General features: G+C 65.3%; 16 protein-coding genes and 1 riboswitch. Of the genes, 10 read left to right on the top strand and 6 right to left on the bottom strand.

Annotated elements, in window-relative coordinates:
• Positions 1-218 precede the first annotated feature (218 nt).
• Together BJD12_RS19440 and BJD12_RS19435 are read right to left on the bottom strand one after the other, a co-directional pair.
• Positions 219-860: a response regulator gene (locus tag BJD12_RS19440; protein ID WP_005990002.1), complete on the bottom strand. Its 642-nt coding sequence runs from the start codon at positions 858-860 to the stop codon at positions 219-221.
• Positions 861-2,054 carry a sensor histidine kinase gene (locus BJD12_RS19435; protein ID WP_005990004.1) on the bottom strand — a complete coding sequence of 398 codons (1,194 nt, stop codon included), beginning with the start codon at positions 2,052-2,054 and terminating at the stop codon, positions 861-863. It abuts the gene before it with no gap.
• A gap of 231 nt (positions 2,055-2,285) precedes the next feature.
• Here BJD12_RS19435 and BJD12_RS19430 point away from each other — a divergent pair, with 231 nt between their 5' ends.
• The 5 genes from BJD12_RS19430 (at position 2,286) to BJD12_RS19410 (ending at position 5,387) form a co-directional block, all read left to right on the top strand.
• Entirely contained in the window at positions 2,286-2,885 is a 600-nt protein-coding gene (locus tag BJD12_RS19430; RefSeq protein ID WP_005990008.1) for a GNAT family N-acetyltransferase, read from the top strand.
• Positions 2,886-2,887: 2 nt separating this feature from the next.
• The gene (gene minC / locus BJD12_RS19425) at positions 2,888-3,643 is read left to right on the top strand and encodes a septum site-determining protein MinC (RefSeq protein WP_058564149.1); all 756 of its coding nucleotides are present in this window, start codon (positions 2,888-2,890) and stop codon (positions 3,641-3,643) included.
• A gap of 35 nt (positions 3,644-3,678) precedes the next feature.
• A complete protein-coding gene (gene minD, locus BJD12_RS19420) occupies positions 3,679-4,488 on the top strand; it encodes a septum site-determining protein MinD (RefSeq protein WP_005994582.1) in 810 nt (269 codons plus the stop codon).
• Positions 4,489-4,490: 2 nt separating this feature from the next.
• A complete protein-coding gene (minE, locus tag BJD12_RS19415) occupies positions 4,491-4,748 on the top strand; it encodes a cell division topological specificity factor MinE (RefSeq protein WP_005994583.1) in 258 nt (85 codons plus the stop codon).
• 141 nt (positions 4,749-4,889) lie between these two features.
• Positions 4,890-5,387: a hypothetical protein gene (locus tag BJD12_RS19410; protein ID WP_050812885.1), complete on the top strand. Its 498-nt coding sequence runs from the start codon at positions 4,890-4,892 to the stop codon at positions 5,385-5,387.
• Positions 5,388-5,554: 167 nt separating this feature from the next.
• Here BJD12_RS19410 and BJD12_RS19405 read toward each other — a convergent pair whose 3' ends face one another.
• Both BJD12_RS19405 and BJD12_RS19400 read right to left on the bottom strand, forming a co-directional pair.
• Entirely contained in the window at positions 5,555-6,853 is a 1,299-nt protein-coding gene (locus tag BJD12_RS19405) for a sensor histidine kinase (protein WP_039420536.1), read from the bottom strand.
• The gene (locus BJD12_RS19400) at positions 6,846-7,562 is read right to left on the bottom strand and encodes a response regulator transcription factor (protein ID WP_005994586.1); all 717 of its coding nucleotides are present in this window, start codon (positions 7,560-7,562) and stop codon (positions 6,846-6,848) included. The genes BJD12_RS19405 and BJD12_RS19400 overlap by 8 nt, the downstream gene beginning before the upstream one ends.
• Positions 7,563-7,709: 147 nt before the next feature.
• On the opposite strand from BJD12_RS19400, the gene BJD12_RS19395 reads away from it, so the two are divergent.
• The 5 genes from BJD12_RS19395 (at position 7,710) to BJD12_RS19375 (ending at position 16,121) form a co-directional block, all read left to right on the top strand.
• Positions 7,710-9,443 carry an ArnT family glycosyltransferase gene (locus BJD12_RS19395; protein WP_005994587.1) on the top strand — a complete coding sequence of 578 codons (1,734 nt, stop codon included), beginning with the start codon at positions 7,710-7,712 and terminating at the stop codon, positions 9,441-9,443.
• A gap of 98 nt (positions 9,444-9,541) precedes the next feature.
• Positions 9,542-10,306 (top strand): phosphatase PAP2 family protein, encoded by a 765-nt coding sequence (locus BJD12_RS19390; RefSeq protein ID WP_042828267.1) that lies wholly within the window; start codon positions 9,542-9,544, stop codon positions 10,304-10,306.
• A complete protein-coding gene (locus tag BJD12_RS19385) occupies positions 10,303-11,970 on the top strand; it encodes a phosphoethanolamine transferase (RefSeq protein WP_005994589.1) in 1,668 nt (555 codons plus the stop codon). Before BJD12_RS19390 ends, BJD12_RS19385 begins: the two co-directional genes overlap by 4 nt.
• 110 nt (positions 11,971-12,080) lie before the next feature.
• Positions 12,081-14,099: a M2 family metallopeptidase gene (locus tag BJD12_RS19380; protein ID WP_042828258.1), complete on the top strand. Its 2,019-nt coding sequence runs from the start codon at positions 12,081-12,083 to the stop codon at positions 14,097-14,099.
• Between the two features lie 132 nt (positions 14,100-14,231).
• Positions 14,232-16,121: an XVIPCD domain-containing protein gene (locus BJD12_RS19375; protein ID WP_005994591.1), complete on the top strand. Its 1,890-nt coding sequence runs from the start codon at positions 14,232-14,234 to the stop codon at positions 16,119-16,121.
• A 270-nt stretch (positions 16,122-16,391) separates the two neighbouring features.
• On the opposite strand, the gene BJD12_RS19370 is transcribed toward BJD12_RS19375, so the two are convergent.
• Both BJD12_RS19370 and BJD12_RS19365 read right to left on the bottom strand, forming a co-directional pair.
• Entirely contained in the window at positions 16,392-16,796 is a 405-nt protein-coding gene (locus BJD12_RS19370) for a hypothetical protein (protein ID WP_005994592.1), read from the bottom strand.
• Positions 16,797-16,812: 16 nt separating this feature from the next.
• A complete protein-coding gene (locus BJD12_RS19365) occupies positions 16,813-18,066 on the bottom strand; it encodes a multidrug effflux MFS transporter (RefSeq protein WP_042828259.1) in 1,254 nt (417 codons plus the stop codon).
• Positions 18,067-18,332: 266 nt separating this feature from the next.
• Positions 18,333-18,447, top strand: a riboswitch (glycine riboswitch).
• The last annotated feature ends 76 nt before the right edge of the window (positions 18,448-18,523 follow it).

Genomic DNA, 18,523 nt, shown 5'->3' with positions numbered 1-18,523 from the left:
CGCAATCGCAGCTGGCGCAAGGGTTTGCGCCGATGACGCGCAGTCATCATGCACATCGCGCGCTGCGTGCGTGTGATGCCGTGCCAGTCGGAGTTGCGAACGGCCGCTTCACCGCCCTACCCGGCGCGGCAGGGCGGCGTATTGGAGTGCATGCAGAGCGCGATGCCGCGTTACGCAGACTCACTGTGCGCCGGCATCGCATTGGGCCGGCGTGGCGGTCAGACCAGCTGCAGCTCGAAGGCCTTGAGCACTGCGCGGGTACGGTCGCGCACGCCCAGCTTGGAGAGGATGTTGGACACATGATTCTTGATGGTGCCCTCGGCCACGCCCAGCGAATTGGCGATCTCCTTATTGGAGAACCCGCTGGCCATCAGGCGCAGGATCTCCGTCTCGCGGTCGGTAAGTGGATCGGGCCGGTCCAGGCTGACGAATTCGTTGCGCATGTGCTCCAGGCCCGAGAGCAGGCGCTGGGTGACCGCCGGCTGCACCAACGACCCGCCATCGGCCACGGTGCGGATCGCGCCGACCAGTTGTTCCAGCGAGACGTCCTTGAGCAGGTAGCCCTTGGCGCCGGCCTTGAGCCCGGCCAGTACCAACTGGTCGTCGTCGAAGGTGGTCAGGATGATGGTCGGCGGCAAGGTGCCGTTGCGCGAGAGCATCTGCAGGGCTTCCAGGCCGGACATGACCGGCATGCGCATGTCCATCAGCACCACGTCCGGCTGGATCTGCGGAATCTGCTCCACCGCCTGCTTGCCGTCCGAGGCCTCGGCCACCACCTCGATGCCGTTGTCCAGCGCCAGCAGCGAGCGGATGCCCTGGCGTACCAGGGTTTGGTCATCGACCAGGCAGACACGGATCATCTAAAACACTCCTTGAGTCACGGCCGCAGGCATCAGAGCCGGCGCGCCTGGAACGCAGATGCGCAGGCCGAAGCCGTCGCCGCGCCGGGTTTGGATTTCCAGCTTCCCACCATACTGGCTGAGCCGCTCACGCATACCGCGCAGGCCGTTGCCGGGCGCCACCGCATCGGCGCCGTGGCCGTCGTCACGGGCGTCGATCAGCACGGTGTCCGCATCGCGCCGTACCTGGATCCACAGATTGCGCGCGCCGGCATGGCGCACCGCGTTGGTGATGATTTCCTGGGTGCAGCGCAACAGCACCTGCGCCCGCTCCGGATCGTCCAGGGTCAGCGGCTGGGCGATATCCAGGTGGATGTCCAGCGAGGGGACCTGGGTCACCAGCGGGCGCAGGGCCGCCTCCAGATCGATGGCGCCGCTGTCGCGCAAATGACTGACTGCCTCGCGCACGTCGGTGAGCAACAGCTTGGCCAGCGTGTGCGCCTGGCGCACGTGTTCCTGCGCCTGGCCTTCGGTGATGTGGCCGGCCACTTCCAGGTTGAGGCTGAGCGCGGTGAGGTGGTGGCCAAGCAGATCGTGCAGCTCGCGCGAGATGCGTGTGCGCTCGTTGATGCGCGCGCTCTCGGCCAGCAGGGCGCGGGTGGCGCGCAGCTCGGCGTTGAGCCGGCGTTGTTCCTCGCGCGCCTCGGTCTGTTGCCGGGCGACCAGGCTGGTAACGAAGATGAACATCGAAAAGCCGCCATACAGCAGCGACTGCATCAAGGCGCCGGACACCGGAAACCCGAGCAGCAGATGGTAGACCGGCAGCACCGCCAGCTGGCTCAGCACCAGCCAAACCACGCCTACGCGCAGCGGCAACAACCAGGGAATCACCCCCGCCGCCACCATCATCAAGATGCTGCCGAGGCCGGTTCGGGTGAGATAGCTGACTGCCAGCGCGCAGACCGTGAGCAATAGCAGGATCAGTCGGTCGTACCAGTGCGCGTGGCCGCCACTGCTCAAACCCCGCGTCAGCCAGAAATAGCTGACACCAAAGCCGACGAAGAACGCCGACATCGTGGCCGCCTCCAGCACGCTGCGGTGGCCGCCATCTTCGGCAGGCGCCCAATAGATGAACACCAACGGCATGGCGATCATCGCCCAGGTGAACAGGCCGGCGAAGCGCAGGACGCGCGTATGACTGAGGTATCCCAACATGCTGGCATCTTAGGCCCAAGCGCCGCCGCTGCCCTCTTGCCGGAAGTCATGCATGCACGTGGTCGCCTGCACGCCGCTGCCGGCAACGCTAGGTTTGCGCGCGCGTGTTGCCCTGCGCGAAGGTGACGTGCGCGCCGTCGTGCGCACGGCGGGTCGCCGCTTCAGGCCACGCATGTAATAATCCGACGCAGATCCGATTTCGGGTCGAGAGCGTTACCCCACGGAGTCCCAATGTCGATCGTTATCCGCGACGTGCGCGAGCACGAGCTCGATTCCGTCCTGGCCCTGAACAATAATGCCGGACTGGCGATCCTGCCGCTGGATTCAAACAAGCTGCAACGCTTCTACGAGCAGGCCGAATATTTCCGTGTCGCCGAGCGCGACGGCAATCTGGCCGGGTTCCTGGTCGGGTTCGGGAGTGGCAGTGCCCATGACAGCAGCAATTTCGCCTGGTTCCGGGACCGTCATCCGGAATTCTTCTACATCGACCGCATCGTGGTCGCCAGCCGCCGCCGCGGCGGCGGTGTCGGGCGGGCGTTCTATGCCGATGTGCAGAGCTACACCGAGCTGCGCTACCCACAGCTTGCCTGCGAGGTGTTCCTGGACCACGGCGCCGATGCGGCGTTGCTGTTCCATGGCAGCTTCGGCTTCCGCGAAGTGGGCCAGAACACCATGCCCGACGTGGAGGTGCGCGCCAGCATGCTGATGAAGGACATGAGCAGCTATCCGTGGGTCAAGGAGACCTATGGCGGCAAGTTGCCCGAGCAATTGCCGTGGGTCGGCCGGCCGAGGCATGCCGTGGCCACCGACAATCCATCGACGGGGACCTGAGCGTGTCGAGTGTGAATGTGGATTTTGAACAGGCCGGCGAACTGAAGATCGGCCAGGTGGGCATCGCCAACCTGCGCGTGCGCACCCTGGATGTGCCGCGCCTGGTGCAGGAAATGCGCGAGCGCGTGACCCGCGCGCCCAAGCTGTTCGGGCGGGCGGCGGTGATCCTGGATTTTGGCGGACTGTCGCAAGTGCCGGACATGGCCACCGCCAAGGCGCTGCTAGATGGTCTGCGCGATGCCGGCGTGCTGCCGGTGGCGCTGGCCTATGGCACCAGCGAGATCGACCTGCTCTCCCAGCAACTCGGCGTGCCGCTGCTGGCCAAGTTCCGCGCGCAGTACGAGCCGACCGCGGTCAGCCCGCCGCCGCCGCCGCCACCGCCACCGCCGCCGGTACGTGCCGAACCCGCAGCGCCGGTCGCGCGCCCGGCGCCAGGCCGCATGCAGCGCAACGCGGTGCGTTCGGGCCAACAGCTGTACGCGGAAAACTGCGACCTGACCGTACTCAGTACGGTCGGCGCCGGGGCGGAGGTCATCGCCGACGGCAGCATCCATATCTACGGTACCCTGCGTGGCCGCGCTCTGGCCGGCGCGCAGGGCAACCCGGACGCGCGCATCTTTTGCCGCGACTTCCACGCCGAACTGGTCGCCATCGCTGGCCACTACAAGGTGCTGGACGATGTTCCCATGGACCTGCGTGGCAAGGCCGTCCAGGTCTGGCTGGAGCAGGATCAGATCAAGATCGCTGCGCTTGATTGACGCGGCCCAACCACAGAAATATTCGGAGAAATCCTTTGGCTGAAATCATCGTAGTCACCTCCGGCAAGGGCGGCGTCGGCAAGACCACCACCAGCGCGAGCCTGGCCTGCGGGCTGGCGCGGCGCGGCAAGAAGGTCGCGGTCATCGACTTCGACGTCGGTCTGCGCAACCTGGACCTGATCATGGGCTGCGAGCGGCGCGTGGTGTACGACTTCGTCAACGTCGTGCACGGCGAAGCCACGCTCAAGCAGTCGCTGATCAAGGACAAGCGGTTCGACAACCTGTATGTGCTGGCTGCCTCGCAGACCCGCGACAAGGATGCGCTGACCCAGGACGGCGTGGAGAAGGTACTCAAGGACTTGGCCGCCGACGGCTTCGAGTACATCGTCTGTGATTCGCCGGCCGGCATCGAGAAAGGCGCGTTCCTGTCGATGTATTTCGCCGACCGCGCGGTGGTGGTGGTGAACCCGGAAGTGTCTTCGGTGCGCGACTCCGACCGCATTATCGGCTTGCTCGACTCCAAGACCCGCAAGGCCGAGGAAGGCAAGACCGTGCCGGCGTTCCTGCTGCTGACCCGCTATAGCCCGGGGCGCGTGGAAGGCGGCGAGATGCTCAGCATCACCGACGTGGAAGAAGTGCTGGGGCTCAAGGCCATCGGCGTGATTCCCGAGTCCGGCGACGTGCTCAACGCCTCCAATAAGGGCGAGCCGGTGATCCTGGATGCCGAGTCCCCGGCCGGCCAGGCCTACGACGACGCGGTCGCCCGCATCATGGGCGAAGAGCGCCCGATGCGATTCATATCCGTGGAGAAGAAAGGCTTCTTCAGCAAGCTGTTCGGAGGGTAAGCATGGGCCTGCTCGATTTTCTCAAGAGCAAGAAGAACACCGCCGAGACGGCCAAGAACCGCCTGCAGATCATCATTGCGCAGGAGCGCAACCACCGCGGCGGGCCGGATTACCTGCCGCTGCTGCAGCGCGAATTGCTGGAAGTGATCAAGAAGTACGTCAACATCGACGCCGACGCGGTGCGGGTTGATCTGGTCAAGGACGGCGAGCACGACGTGCTGGATATTTCTGTCGCCCTGCCCGAAGACGGCGACAAGTAACGCGGTCATCGCCGCCAGCGTGCGGGCCATCGCGCGCTGTGCGGCAATCGCCGCACCATCATCACGACGGTACCGTGTTCGCACGGTACCGTTTTGGTATCTGCCCCAGTGCGCGCCTGCAGCGCGCCCGACCGCGAGCGACTGCGCGTGACTTCTCATCCTGCTCCCACATCCCATACCGCGGCAGTGCTGTGCGTGGCCGATATCGGCCTGGACGCCCCGGCCGCCCTGCTGGGCCGGTATGGTTTGCGTCTGCATCGCGTGGCCGCGGGTGCGGCGATTCCGGGCAGTTTCTGGGGCGAACCGGAGGCGGGCATCATCGGCTGCGATGTCTATGTCCGCGACGACACGCCGGTGCATTCGATGCTGCATGAAGCCGGGCATCTGATCGTGTTGCCTGCCGACAAACGCGCCGCCGTGCATACCGATGCCACCGACTCGGTAGATGAGGAAGACGCCACCTGCTACCTGCAGATTCTGCTGGCCGAGCACTTGCCGGGCGTGGGCAGCGCGCGGCTGATGGCCGACATGGATGCCTGGGGCTACACCTACCGGCTGGGGTCTACCCGTGCCTGGTTCGAGCAGGATGCAGAGAACGCACGCAACTGGCTGAGCGAACGCGGGCTGCTGCCAGTCTGAGTTGACCGCACGACGGTGCAGGCTCTTTCACTCGCCAGCAGGCGGGGAGCCTGCAGGGGTTGGTTGGCGCAGGCGCAGGAACATCGTCTATGCCTGCAGATCACATGCCGTCGCAGCATGCGCCGCACCACACCGTCTTGCGATGCAGGCAGTGCGCATCCTGATCGCTATGCGTGCGCCGCCTCGCTCGCCGCGTTGGCACCGAACAGATCCAGCGTCGCGACGGTGCCCTGCCCTGCATCGGATTCGAGGCTGAGCTTCCAACCCAGGTGCTCGCACAGCCGGCCGATCAGCTCCAGGCCAATGCCGTTACCCTGCCGCGCATTGCCGCGTGCCAGGCGTGCGTAGATCGCGCTGATTTCTTCCGGCGTCATGCCGTGGCCGGGGTCGGCGATGCGCACCACGCCAGGCGCCGTTAACGCAATGCGGATGATGCCGCGGTCGCTGTTTTCGATCGCGTTGCGCAGCAGATTGCCGATGGCGGTCTGCACGATGGCAACCGGAGCGTTAAGGCTGCACGGCGGCAACGGCTCGATGACCAGCTGCAGATCCTTGTCTGCGCATAAATGCGCGTGGTCGGCGACGATCTCCGGAATCAGATGGTCCAGCCGCAACGTATCGCTGCTGCCCACCAGCCGGCTGGGGTCTTTCGCCAGCACCAGCAACAAGGTGATCAGCTGCTCCACCGATGCGCTGGTCTGTGCGATGCGCCGCAACTGATGGCGCACCGCCGGCGGGGTACCGGGTTGCTCAAGCGCCAGTTCCACCGCATTGCCGATCACCGCGATCGGCGTGCGCAGCTCGTGACTGGCGCTGTCGATGAAGGCCCGCTCGCGCTCGACAAACTGGCCATTGCGCTCCAGGTAATCGTTGAGCGCATCGGCGATGACGTATAGCTCGGCGCTGCCCTGCGCGCCCACGGCAATCTGCTGCGCACGCTGTTCGGGGCGCAGCGCGCCGATATCGCGGGCCAGCTCCACCAAAGGGCGCACCAGTCGTGCCATGGCATAGGCGCCCATCAGCAAGGTGATGCCGATCAAGGCAACGCCGGCGGCCAACATCCAGCGGGTGAGGAATTTTTCCAGCGCTTCGAAGTCGGTGATGTCCAGCACAAGCACGAGACGACCCGCCCGCGGCGTGTCGCGCACCATCAATGCACTCGGGCGGCCATCGATTTCACGCTCGTGCAAACCCGGATGCAGCGTGCGCAACACCGGCGGCACGGAGGTGCTGCCATCGAGGCGATACAACCGCAAGGTGTCCGAATCCTGCCAGTGGTAACCGGGACTTTGCGCGCTGCTGTCCAGGATGCTGTCCAATTCCGAATTGAGCAACGAGCGCCACACGCCATGCTCGGCGCGCTCGTGCAGGTATTGCGCGGTGCCGAACACAGCCAACGTCATCAGCAGGCTGTAGCCGAACAGCCACACCATGACCCGACGTCCCAGCGGGCGCGGCTTAGCCATCGGTGCTATCGCTGCTGGTCGGTTCGATGGCGCTATCGAGTTCTGCCAACCGGTAGCCGAGCCGTGGCAGGGTATGGATCAGCTTCTGCGCGAACGGGCCATCCACGCTGCGACGCAACTCATAGATATGCGAGCGCAGCATGTCGCCGTCGGGCGGGTCGTCGCCCCACAACGATTGTTCCAGGCGCTGCCGGGTGACGGCAGCCGGGCTGGCCTGCATCAACACTTCCAGCAATTTGCGGCAGGCCGGATACAGGTGCAGCGCCTGCCCATCGCGAGTGGCCTCCAAGGTGGCCAGGTCCAGTCGCAGGTCGGCCACCTGCAACAGCTTGCCGCGGCGGCGACCATTTGCGCGCGCAAGCAAGGCCTCGATGCGCACTTCGAGCTCGGGCAGCGCAAAGGGTTTGGTCAGGTAATCGTCGGCACCGGCACGGAAACCGGCGATCTTGTCCGGCAATTCGTCGCGTGCGGTGAGCATGATCACCGGCAGTTCGGACTGGTGCTGCTCGCGCAGGCGGCGCAACACCTCCGGCCCGTCCATGCGCGGCATCATCCAGTCCAGCACCAGCACGTCGTACTGCTGGGTGGTGGCCAGATGCAGGCCGGTGACACCATCGGGCGCCGCGTCCAGGGTATGCCCGCGCGCTTCGAAATAGTCGAACAGGTTGGCAACCATATTGCGGTTGTCTTCGATGACCAGCAGCCGCATGGGCGGTTTCCAGAGCGGCCCGACAGGGACGGTGTGCGCATCCTAACCGAGGCGAGCCGAGCCCGACCGTTCCAGCCGAACTGGCGCGCATTCCGACAAAATTCCGACCTGCTTGCCAGCTATCGTTCTGCCCCTTTTAATCGGGGCGTGCACGTGTCGCCTGCCAGCTCTGCCTCTCTCCCTCGTCGGCGCGCGCTGCTCGCCGCGCTGCTGTTGATCGTCGTCAGCCTGCTATCCGGGCTTGGGCTGCGCCAACCCAATCCGCCGGACGAGCCGCGCTTTGTGCTGGCTGCGCGCACGATGGTCGAAAGCGGTCATTGGCTGCTGCCGCATCGTGGCAGCGAGTTGTATGCAGAGAAGCCGCCAGTGTTCATGTGGCTGCAGGCGGCGAGCTATGAGCTGGTGCCGCACTGGCCGGTCGCGTTTCTGCTGCCCTCGCTGCTGGCCGCGCTGGCAACGCTCTGGCTGACCTGGGACATGACGCGCCTGCTATGGAACCGGCGTGTAGCCGGCTATGCGGTGCTGGCGTTGTTTGCAGTGCTGCAGTTCGGCCTGATGGCCAAACGCGCGCAGATCGACATGGTCTTGGTGGCGCTGACCACACTATCGCTATGGGGGTTGCTGCGGCACGTGCTGCGCGGGCCAGATTGGCGCGCATGGACGCTGGGGTTGTTTGCCGCTGGCGTCGGCACGGTGACCAAGGGGGTCGGCTTCCTGGCGCTGTTGCTGTTACTGCCGTGGATGGCGCTGCCACGCCGGCATTGGAGCGTGCTGCCGGCGCGTGCACAGGCCGGGCGCAGCTGGTTGCTGGTGCTGCCCGCATTTTTGGCTGGCACTGCGGTGTGGCTGGGGCCGCTGGGCATCGCGCTGCTGCATAGCGACAACCTGCAATTGCACGCATACGCGCACGAATTGTTGTTCAAGCAGACCGGCACGCGGTATGCGCACGCCTGGCATCACGTCAAACCGTTCTGGTACTACCTGCAGGTGATCGCCACGTTGTGGCTGCCGGGCTGCCTGTTGTTGCCGTGGCTGCTGCCGGCATGGTGGCGCCGGCTGCGACGCGGCGACCCGCGCTATGTGTTGCTGCTGGCGTGGAGCGTGCTGGTGCTGCTGTTCTTCAGTGCCAGCCCGGGCAAGCGCGAGGTGTATATCTTCCCGATGCTGCCCGCGCTGTGCATGGCGGCGGCCCCATTGCTGGCCGGGCTGCTGCGCCGACGCGGTGTGCGCGTGCTACTCAACGCTTATGTCCTGCTGCTTGCGCTCGCCGGATTGATTCTGGGTGGCGGCATTGCGCTGCATCTGCACTGGGCAGAAAACACCGCAATAAAACGCGGCATGGAGCTTGCGTCGTTGCAGTCGGTGGGATTTTGGCTAATCGGTCTTGGCATCGCAGGCCTCGCGGTGATGGCATGGTCGCGCGGCCGCCGCGCGGGCACTGCAGTGCTCGTCATGACGGCGGCGCTGTGGCTCGTCTATGGCCTGGGCTTGATGCCGGCACTGGACCCTTACAGTTCATCCGCGCGGCTGATGCAACGCGTCGGCCAGCGTATCGGCCCGCATGCCGAACTGGGTATGCTGGCCTGGCGCGAGCAGAACCTGCTGCAGGCCGACCGCGCAGTGACCGACTTCGGCTTCAAGGCCGGTTGGCAGCAGCAATGGGACAAGGCAGGCCCGTGGCTTGCGCAAGCGCCGGAAAAACGCTGGTTGTTCGTGCTCAAGCAGGCTGTACCGGCATGCATCGACCCGGCGCAACGCATCGATATCGGCGAGTCCAATCGCAATCAGTGGCAATTGGTGCCCGGCACGGCGTGGCATGCCGGTTGCATAGCCCCTACGACCGACGCCGAACAAACCGGTAGTGACAGCGATACAGACTGAATGCCGTCCTTGGGTTAACGACTGGGCAACTTCATTCCGACCGCTCTCCGACATCCGGGTTTCGAAGATGCCGGGCATTGACACAGGCCGACATCTCGATGACCACGCTCCCCGTCCATGCGCCAGTTCTGGCGCGCACCGCCCACGATGTGCAGACGCGCTTTTTGGTTCGCCACCTGTGGCTGCCGCTGGCGGGCGTGCTGCTGGCCAGCGCGCTATTGATGGGCGCAGGCGGCGATCAATGGGTTGCCGATGCGCTGTACCGGCTGGAAGGCGGGCACTGGCTGCTCAAGGACCATTGGTTCACCAGCGGAGCGATACATCGCGTTGGCAGAGGGCTGAGTACGGCTTCCGGTGTCAGCGTCGTGATTCTGGCGGTGACGGCGTGGTGCAAGCCGCGCCTGCGCAAGCTGCGCTGGCCGCTCACCTATCTGGCTGCATCGGTCGCCTTGTCGACCTCGCTTGTGTCGCTGCTCAAGTCATGGACGGCGATGGACTGCCCCTGGGATCTGAGCCGATATGGCGGCACCCGGGCGATGATTGGGCTGTTCGAATCGCGCCAGGGTACTGCCGCGTCCGGTTGCTTCCCGGCCGGCCATGCCAGTGCCGGCTATGCATGGGTTGCGCTGTACTTCTGTGCGTTGTCGCTGCGTCCTGCCTGGCGCTTGCCGGGTTTGTCTGCAGGGTTGGTGGCAGGTCTCATTTTCGGCGTTGCGCAGCAACTTCGCGGGGCGCATTTCCTGTCGCACGATGTATGGTCGTTGGCAGTGTGCTGGCTGACAGCACTGGCTTTGTATCGTGTGATGCTGGCGCAGCCGCATCGCACGTCTGATTCGATGTTGCCATCGGGGGATGCAGCATGAGCACCTGGTTGCCGGAACCGCGTGGGCGCACCAGCGCACGCGCGCTGACCTGGAGTACCCGGCCGACCGTATCGACCGAAGCGCTGGTGCTGCTGTCGAGCCTGTTCTTTGCGTTGGTGTGCAATCAGTTGTTCTGGCGCACGGCCATGGCCACGCATCCGGGCAGTCTCGGGTTTGCCATTTCGTTGATGGCACTGCTGGTCGCGGTGCATGCGCTGCTGTTGGGCTTGCTGGTGTGGCGCTGGAACGCCAAACCGCTGTTGACCCTGCTGCTGTTCACCACCGCACTGGCTGCGCATTACATGGACAGCTACAACGTCTATCTGGATGCGGACATGCTGCGCAATGTGCTGCATACCGACCACAAGGAATCGCGCGAACTGCTCACGCCCGGGCTGATCGTGCCGATACTGTGCTACTTCCTGATTCCTGCCGTGCTGCTGTGGCGTACACGCCTGCGCGCGCGCAGTGCCGGCAAGACGCTGCTGGTCCGGGGAGGATTTTTGTTGGCGGTGGCGATCGTGGGTGCCGCCGGCGCCATGTTGTCGTCGCAGGATATTTCGGCGTTGATGCGCAATCACCGCGAAGTGCGTTACCTGGCCACGCCGATCAACTACATCGTCGCGTTGCGACAGAACCTCAAGTCCGAGTCGCCGATCAAGCATGCGCCCAAGCAGCCGATCGAACACGACGCCACCGCCACGCCGCGCGCTGCAGGAAGCCGCCCGCGCTTGCTGTTAGTGGTACTGGGCGAAACCGCGCGTGCGCAGAACTGGGGCCTCAGCGGCTATGCGCGCCAGACCACGCCAGAGCTGGCGCAGGCAGGGGTGATCAATTTCCCGGACATGCATTCGTGCGGTACCAGCACCGAAGTCTCGGTGCCCTGCATGTTCTCGCCATTCGGCCGCCGCGATTACAACGAAGACATGATCCGCGGCCACCAGTCGTTCCTGCACGTACTTGAACACGCCGGTATTTCCACGCTGTGGCGCGACAATCAGTCCGGCTGCAAAGGCGTGTGCGACGGGCTGGAGATCCAGAAGCTGGATGACGCCACCACGCCGGGGTTGTGCGCCGATGGCCGTTGCATGGACGAAGTCCTGTTAGAAGATCTGGCGGCGCAGGTGCGTGCCAAGCCCGGCGACCGCGTGGTGGTGCTGCATCAACTCGGCAGCCACGGCCCCAGCTATTTCGAACGTTACCCGACGCAGTTCGAGCGCTTCAAACCTGTGTGCAAGACCGCGGATCTGGGTAGCTGCAGCCGTCAGGACATCGTCAACGCATACGACAATTCCATCCTGTATACCGACCATTTTCTCAACCAGGCCATTCACACCCTGCGCGGCTTGCAGGACTACGACACGGCGATGATCTATCTCTCTGATCACGGCGAATCGCTTGGCGAAAAGGGCCTGTATCTGCATGGTGTGCCGTATGCCATCGCGCCGAAGGAGCAGACCCACGTGCCGATGGTGATGTGGTTCTCGCCCGAGTTCGCGCGTGATCGCGGCCTGGATGAAACCTGCCTGCGCCACCGTGCAGGGCAATACACCGATCAGGACGCGCTGTTCCCATCGGTGCTTGGATTGATGCAGGTCAAAACCAGCATCTATGCGCCCGAGCGCGACCTGTTCGCCAAGTGCACGGGCGCGACGTTGCGCTGATCGGTAGCGCCTGCAGCGAGCCCGCCCCTCGCATGCGTGGCGGGCGTTGCCTCTTGCCCTGAATCCCGGCGCGCTCTAGCCTTCGCCGGACTTCACTGCAAGGACCACCCGTGAATCCTCGTTTGCTGTTGCTGGCGCTGACTCTGGTTGCCGGCACCCTGAGCTTGTCGGCCTGCCGCCGGGATGCGGCACCGCCAGCCACACCCGCCGCGACCAAGACCGCGCCGACCGAAAGCGCCGACCAGTTCGTTGCGCGCATCAGTGCCGAGTACAAGGCCGCCTACCCGGAAGTCACTGCGGCGCAGTGGCTGTCGTCGACCTACATCAACGGTGACTCGCAGCTGCTGGCTGCCAAGGCCAACGAGCGTTCGCTGGCGCAGCTGGATCGCTGGATCGAACAATCCAAGCAGTACACCGGCACACCGATGTCGGCCGACGGTGCGCGTGCGCTGCAGTTGCTGAAATTAATGAGCGCCCTGCCCGCGCCGCGCGACCCGGCCAAGCTGGCCGAGCTCACCCGCATCGCCGCCAAGATGGAAGGCGATTACGGCGCCGGCAGTTACTGCGTGGGAGATGGCGAACAACGCCGTTGCCGCCAGCTCGGCGAGCTGGAACAGGTCCTTGCCAGCAGCCGCGACTACAACGAACAACTCGATGCCTGGCAGGGCTGGCATGGCACCGCGCAGCCGATGCGCAAGGACTACCAGCGCTTTGTCGAGCTGGCCAACGAAGGCGCACGCGGCAATGGCTTTGCCGATGTCGGGGTGATGTGGCGCAGCGGCTACGACATGCCGCCGGCGCAGCTGGCCAGCGAAACCGACCGCTTGTGGGAGCAGGTCAAGCCGCTGTATGCGCAGCTGCAGTGCTACGCGCGCGGCAAGCTGGACACCCAATACGGCAAGGACAAGGGCGAAGTGGCCGGCGGCCTGTTGCCGGCGCATCTGATGGGCAATATGTGGCAGCAGGACTGGAGCAATCTGTGGGATCTGCTGCAACCCTACCCCGGCGCCGGCGACCTGGACATTACCTCTGCGCTGGAAAAACAGTACCAGGGCAATCTGAGCGCGGTACTGGCGCGCAACACCGGCGGCGACGGCGGTGCGGCGGCGCGTTTCAATGCCGAGCGCGAAGCGCAACTGCGCACCGCCAAACAGATGACCGAGCGCGCGCAGGATTTCTACACGTCGCTGGGCATGCCCAAGCTTCCTGAGAGCTATTGGCAACGCTCGCAGTTCATCAAGCCGCTGGACCGCGACGTGGTCTGTCATGCCAGCGCCTGGGACATGAACATGGGCGGCGAGCCGAACCAGAATATCGGCGCGGATGTGCGAACCAAGATGTGCATCAAGCCCACCGAAGAAGACTTCACCACCATCTATCACGAGCTTGGCCACATCTATTACGACCTGGCCTACAACCCGCTGCCGCCGCTGTTCCAGAACGGTGCCAACGACGGCTTCCACGAAGCGATCGGCGACACCATCGTGCTGGCGATGACGCCAAAGTACCTGCAGTCGATCGGCATGGTCGGCGAACAGCAGGCCGGGCGCGAAGCCTTGATCAACTCGCAGATGCGCATGGCTTTGAGCAAGGTCGCCTTCCTGCCGTTCGGTTTGATGACCGACCGCTGGCGCTGGGGCGTGTTCGATGGCTCGATTCCGCCGGAGCGCTACAACCAGGCCTGGTGGGAACTCAAAGCCAACTACCAGGGCGTGGCGCCGGTGACCGCGCGTGGCGAGGAGTTCTTCGATGCCGGCGCCAAGTACCATGTGCCGGGCAACACCCCGTACACACGCTATTTTCTGGCGCATATCCTGCAGTTTCAGTTCTACAAGGGGCTGTGCGATGCAGCCGGACATCAAGGCCCGTTGTACGAGTGCAGCTTCTACGGCAACAAGGATGCAGGACAAAAATTCTGGTCGATGTTGCAACGTGGATCGAGTCAACCTTGGCAGACCACGCTGAAGGAGCTCACCGGCAGCGACAAGCTCGATGCCGACCCGATGTTGGATTACTTTGCGCCGATGAGCGAATGGCTCAAGCAGCAGAATCAAGGCCAATTATGCGGCTGGCAAGCGAAGGCGCCTGCTGCCGCGAGCAACGCGCTTGCGCCTGCCGCGCTGCACTGAGACCTCGCGTTTGCTGCGGCATGCGGCGGCCATCACCTTGGTCGCCGCATAACATTCCCTTGATAAACGCCTGAAACGCTGAAGATATACTGCGCGCCCGCTGCACCGGCGCAGCATGCAGGAAGCATTCTCATGAGCAACGCCTCCACCGGCCCAGACGCGCGCGATGTGGACCGTAACAAGCAGGTCATCGACGATGCGAACGGCCGCGCATTCAACCCAACCTACAGCAGCTCCAACAGCGAATACGCGGCGACAGTAGGGGGCGGCACTGTGTCGGTCAACCCGGCAGAACAGTCTGCCAAATATGCGCATAGCAACGAGCAGAGCAGCGGCTCGCTGAGCGCAGGCATTCTCAGCGATACCGGCGCGCAGACCACGACTTTCAGCCTTGAGGCCGACGCGCAGACCGGTCAGCAGCAAAGCCTGCAGTCCAAGCTCGGCGACAGCAAGCTGAGCGTCGAGGCCGGCGCCAGTGCCGGGCAGCGCATGCGCTACGCGCTGACGCTGCCGGGTGTGGACCAATCGCTGGAGGCCGCCAGACAGGTCAATCCGCTGCAGCCGGAGAGCCTTCCGATCGGCGCGCGCGCGGTGATGGACACCCAGACCTTCGTGCAGCGCGAATCCTCCGCGAGCCTGCGCGGGCTTGCCACGCAAAGCGAAATTACCGAAGCCAGCGGTCGCAGCTACATGATCGAACGCGTCGACGAGCGCCACGTGCGTGTGGTGACCGGACCGAACGCAGCCATCGAGGCGGTAAATGCGCTGGGCGTCAAGGCCGGACCGGCCCAGGCCCTGCTCGGACGCGCCGATTCGCTGGGCCAGTCGCAAGTGAACAGCGCGCAGTTCGACTTGGCCGATCCGCGCGCGCGCGCGGCCATGGGCGAGTTCGTGCGCGAGGGCAAGCTGGCGCCAGGCGTGCCCGGCGTCGATGAGATGCAGACGCTGGAGCGCATCGATTTCAGCTCGCAGCAGCGTCTGCAGCTGGAACTGGGCCCGCTCAGCGCCGATGTGGGCGGCAACCGCAACGAAGGCAGCCAGGTGCGTATCAGCACGCCAGGCCAGGACGGCTACACCCTGGTGCAACAGCTGCACTACGGCGACAACGTACCGCTGACGATCGTGCGCCAGTACGACGGCAACGATGCCGAACGCGTGGAGCAGCGCAGCTACCGCTTCGAAATCGATGGCGACGTGGCCGCACCGGGCTTGTTGCAGCGTCTGGGCGGGCGCAACGAGGCCAGCGAGGAAAAGGCGATCGCCCAGACCCTCAACAGCGCGTTGAGCGGCGAGATGACGGGCGCCGGCGCGATTGCGCCAGGGCAGAAGACCACGCTGGAATTCAGCGAAGGGCAGATGCAGGCGCTGCGGGAGCAGACCCGCGCCAGCGCCGACGCCGGCAAGATCGGGGGCAGCGCGCTGACCTCGCTGGTCGGCGACCGCCACGCTCCGGCGCAGTCGCCCGAGCAATTTGCGATCGCGATGGCCCGCAACGTGGGCGGGTCGCCTTACGCGTTTGCCGAGCGGCTACAGCGCATCGCCGATGGCGCCGACGGGAACTACGACGGCCAGCTGCAGCGTGTCGATGCCACGGTTCTGCCGCGGCCGACCGACGCCACCCCGACGCTCCCGGATCCGCGCGATGCAGCGCACCCGGATCATGCCCTGCTGCAGCAATGCACGGCGGCAGTGGGGCGCCTGCAAGCGGCACCCGGCCCTGCGGCAGGGATGGATGGCGAACGCCTGGCCTTGGGGTCGGTGGTGGCCGCACGCGAAAATGGCTTGCAGCGGGTCGATCACGTGCTGCTCGGCAACGATCCTGCGCGTGGCTTCGTAGTGCAGGGAGCGCTGGACTCACCCGCACATCTGCGTGGCAGCTTCGATGCCAAGGCTGTGCAGGAGGCACCTGTGGAAGCGAGCCTGCAGCGCCTGCAAGCGCTGGAACCCGGCACGCAGCGCGATGCCGCTACCCAGGCGCAGGTATCGCAGCAGGAAACGCAGCGGCAGGCACAGGCGCGCTGAGGCCGCGCGCCGGGTAAACGCACACGATAACGCAGGTCGAAGAGTTCGATCACGTGGCCAGCCGATTCATTGGCGCCGGCGCGCCGGGTCAATAACAAATGGTTGGCTGGCCCGACGACCTTGCTGCGCGATACAGCTGCGGGGCAGCGCCTACATGCCAGAACCGATGCCCGCCTGCTGCATACCCTTGCAGCAGGCCTAGCAGCCCAGTGATCGTTCAAATACGCCGTGCACCTGCGCGCGCCAGCGATGGCAAGCAGTGAAGATCACTCAATTGAGCTTGGCGCCGCCCTGCAAGCGCTCGCTCAACCTGGCCTTGAACTGCTCGAATTCCATGCCGTCGGCCTGGGCTTCAGCATGCGCAGCATCTTTCAGCGCATCCGAATACGTCAGGCGCACGGGAGTGCCCTGGCGTTCGTGCAGCTCGGCGGCGCGCATGATCAGCGTCAACACCTGCGCGGCGCTGGTACTTTCGCCAGCGATGCGCCCGTCCATCCCCAGCACCCATTCGCCGTCGCGGCGGACGATGCCGGCCAGCAACGTGCGCTGCTGGTCGCGCAGTTCGGCATGCGCCTCGATCGGTGATTCGGCGGTGGCCTTGGCAGCGGCCTGATTGCGCTGGCGCTCGGCGGCGCGCTTGCGGGCATCGCGGCGCAACTTGGAATCGGTGGACATGCGGGCTCCTGTAGGGTCAAAGATGGTTGGCCGGCTCCAGAGGCACTGCCTCGGTAGCCTGGCGGTGCCGCAGACGGCGGCCGCTGCGGCGCTCCCAGCGCCAGAATAGCCAGCCAAGTAGGAAAAAACCGGTCATGCCGATCGCCAGGTGCCGCGGGTGTTCACTCAGCAGCGGCGACAGCACCCCGGCCACCACCGTATTGGTCATGAGCTGAGTGAAGGCCTGCAGGGAGGAGGCCAAGCCCCGCTGCTGCGGGTACATGTCCAGCACCGCCAGCGCCAGGATCGGGAAGATCAACGCCATGCCGACACCGGCCAGAAAGATCGGCAGCACTGCCCACGGCAGCGCGATCTGCGCCACCGACAAGGTATAGCCCAGGTTGGCGAGCGCGGCCACGCCGCAGCAGATGAAGCCGATGCGGATCTGCCGCACCGGGTTCATCCGGCCGGCCATGCGCCCGGACAGGAACGAGCCCAACGTCATGCCGCCGATGGTGGGAATGAACAACCAGGCAAAGTCGCCTTCGCCCAGGTGCAGGTGCTGCATGATCAGCACCGGCGCCGACGCGATGTACAGGAAGATGCCGGCAAAGTTGAACGCACCGGCCGCGGCCAGGCGCTGGAAGCGCGGGTTGAAGCCGATCCGCACGTAGTCGTGCAGCAGGCGCTTGAGCTGCAGCGGTGTGCGCGCTTCCACCGGGTGAGTTTCCGGCAGCCAGATCAGCGTCGCGATCAACAGCACCAGCCCGAACACCACCAGAAACCAGAAGATCAGCGGCCAGCCGGCACCGCTGAGCAGGATCCAGCCGCCGATGATCGGCGCAATGGCTGGCGCGATGCCGAAGATCATCGACACCTGGCTCATCAGCCGTTGCGCGTCCGGGCCATGGAACAGGTCGCGGATCACCGCCCGCCCGACGATCATGCCCACGCCGGCCGACAGCCCCTGCAACGCGCGGAAGGCCAGCAGCGTGGGGAGGTCCTGCGACAGGGCGCAGCCCACCGAGCCGGCGATGAACAGCACCAGCCCGCCCAGGATCACCCGCTTGCGGCCCCAGGCATCGGACAGCGGCCCGTGTGCGATGCTCATCACCCCGTACGCCAGCAAATAGATGCTGATGGTCTGCTGGATCGCCACCTGGTCCACCGCCAGGCTGCGGCTGAGCCGCGAGAACGCCGGGAAGATGGTGTCGATGGAGAACGGGCCGAACATCGCCAGCCCGGCAAGCAGCAGCGCCATGCGACGGGTGGAGGGCGTGGTGGGGGGCATGCAGGGATCCGAAACGTGGTGCATCCGGGGCACACACCAGCGTCGGCCTGGTGCGGCGCCGGGATGAGCGTGAGGGCGCCGATGATAGGCGCTTGCGCCGACAAGGTTAAGCAAGCCCAAGTACGCGGCGCGTTGCCGTGCGTCCCCGCCCGCGCGCAAGCCGGCGCGGAGCCACGCTATAATCGCCGGGCAACACGGTGGGAGAAGCGGCACTGCCGCTGCCGAAGGCGCAACAGCCCGTAATCGCTCAGGCCCGATACCATCCGCAGTACAACTCTGGAGAGACCGGCCGATGCCGGCGCCGAAGGGGCACGGAACGCAGGCAGGCCGCAGGCCAGGCCGCGTTTTTAAACTCTCAGGCAAAAGGACAGAGGGGCGCGAGGAAGACCGTCGCTGCGACGGGTCGTGGTGCGCGTGCGCATCGGGCCGGTTTGGGGACGTGTCGACCATTCGTCTG

It is taken from the genome of Xanthomonas vesicatoria ATCC 35937, from assembly GCF_001908725.1.
Lineage (GTDB): Bacteria > Pseudomonadota > Gammaproteobacteria > Xanthomonadales > Xanthomonadaceae > Xanthomonas > Xanthomonas vesicatoria.
The sequence above is the reverse complement of the archived record's forward strand: the minus strand, read 5'-3'. Positions and strand labels throughout refer to the sequence as shown.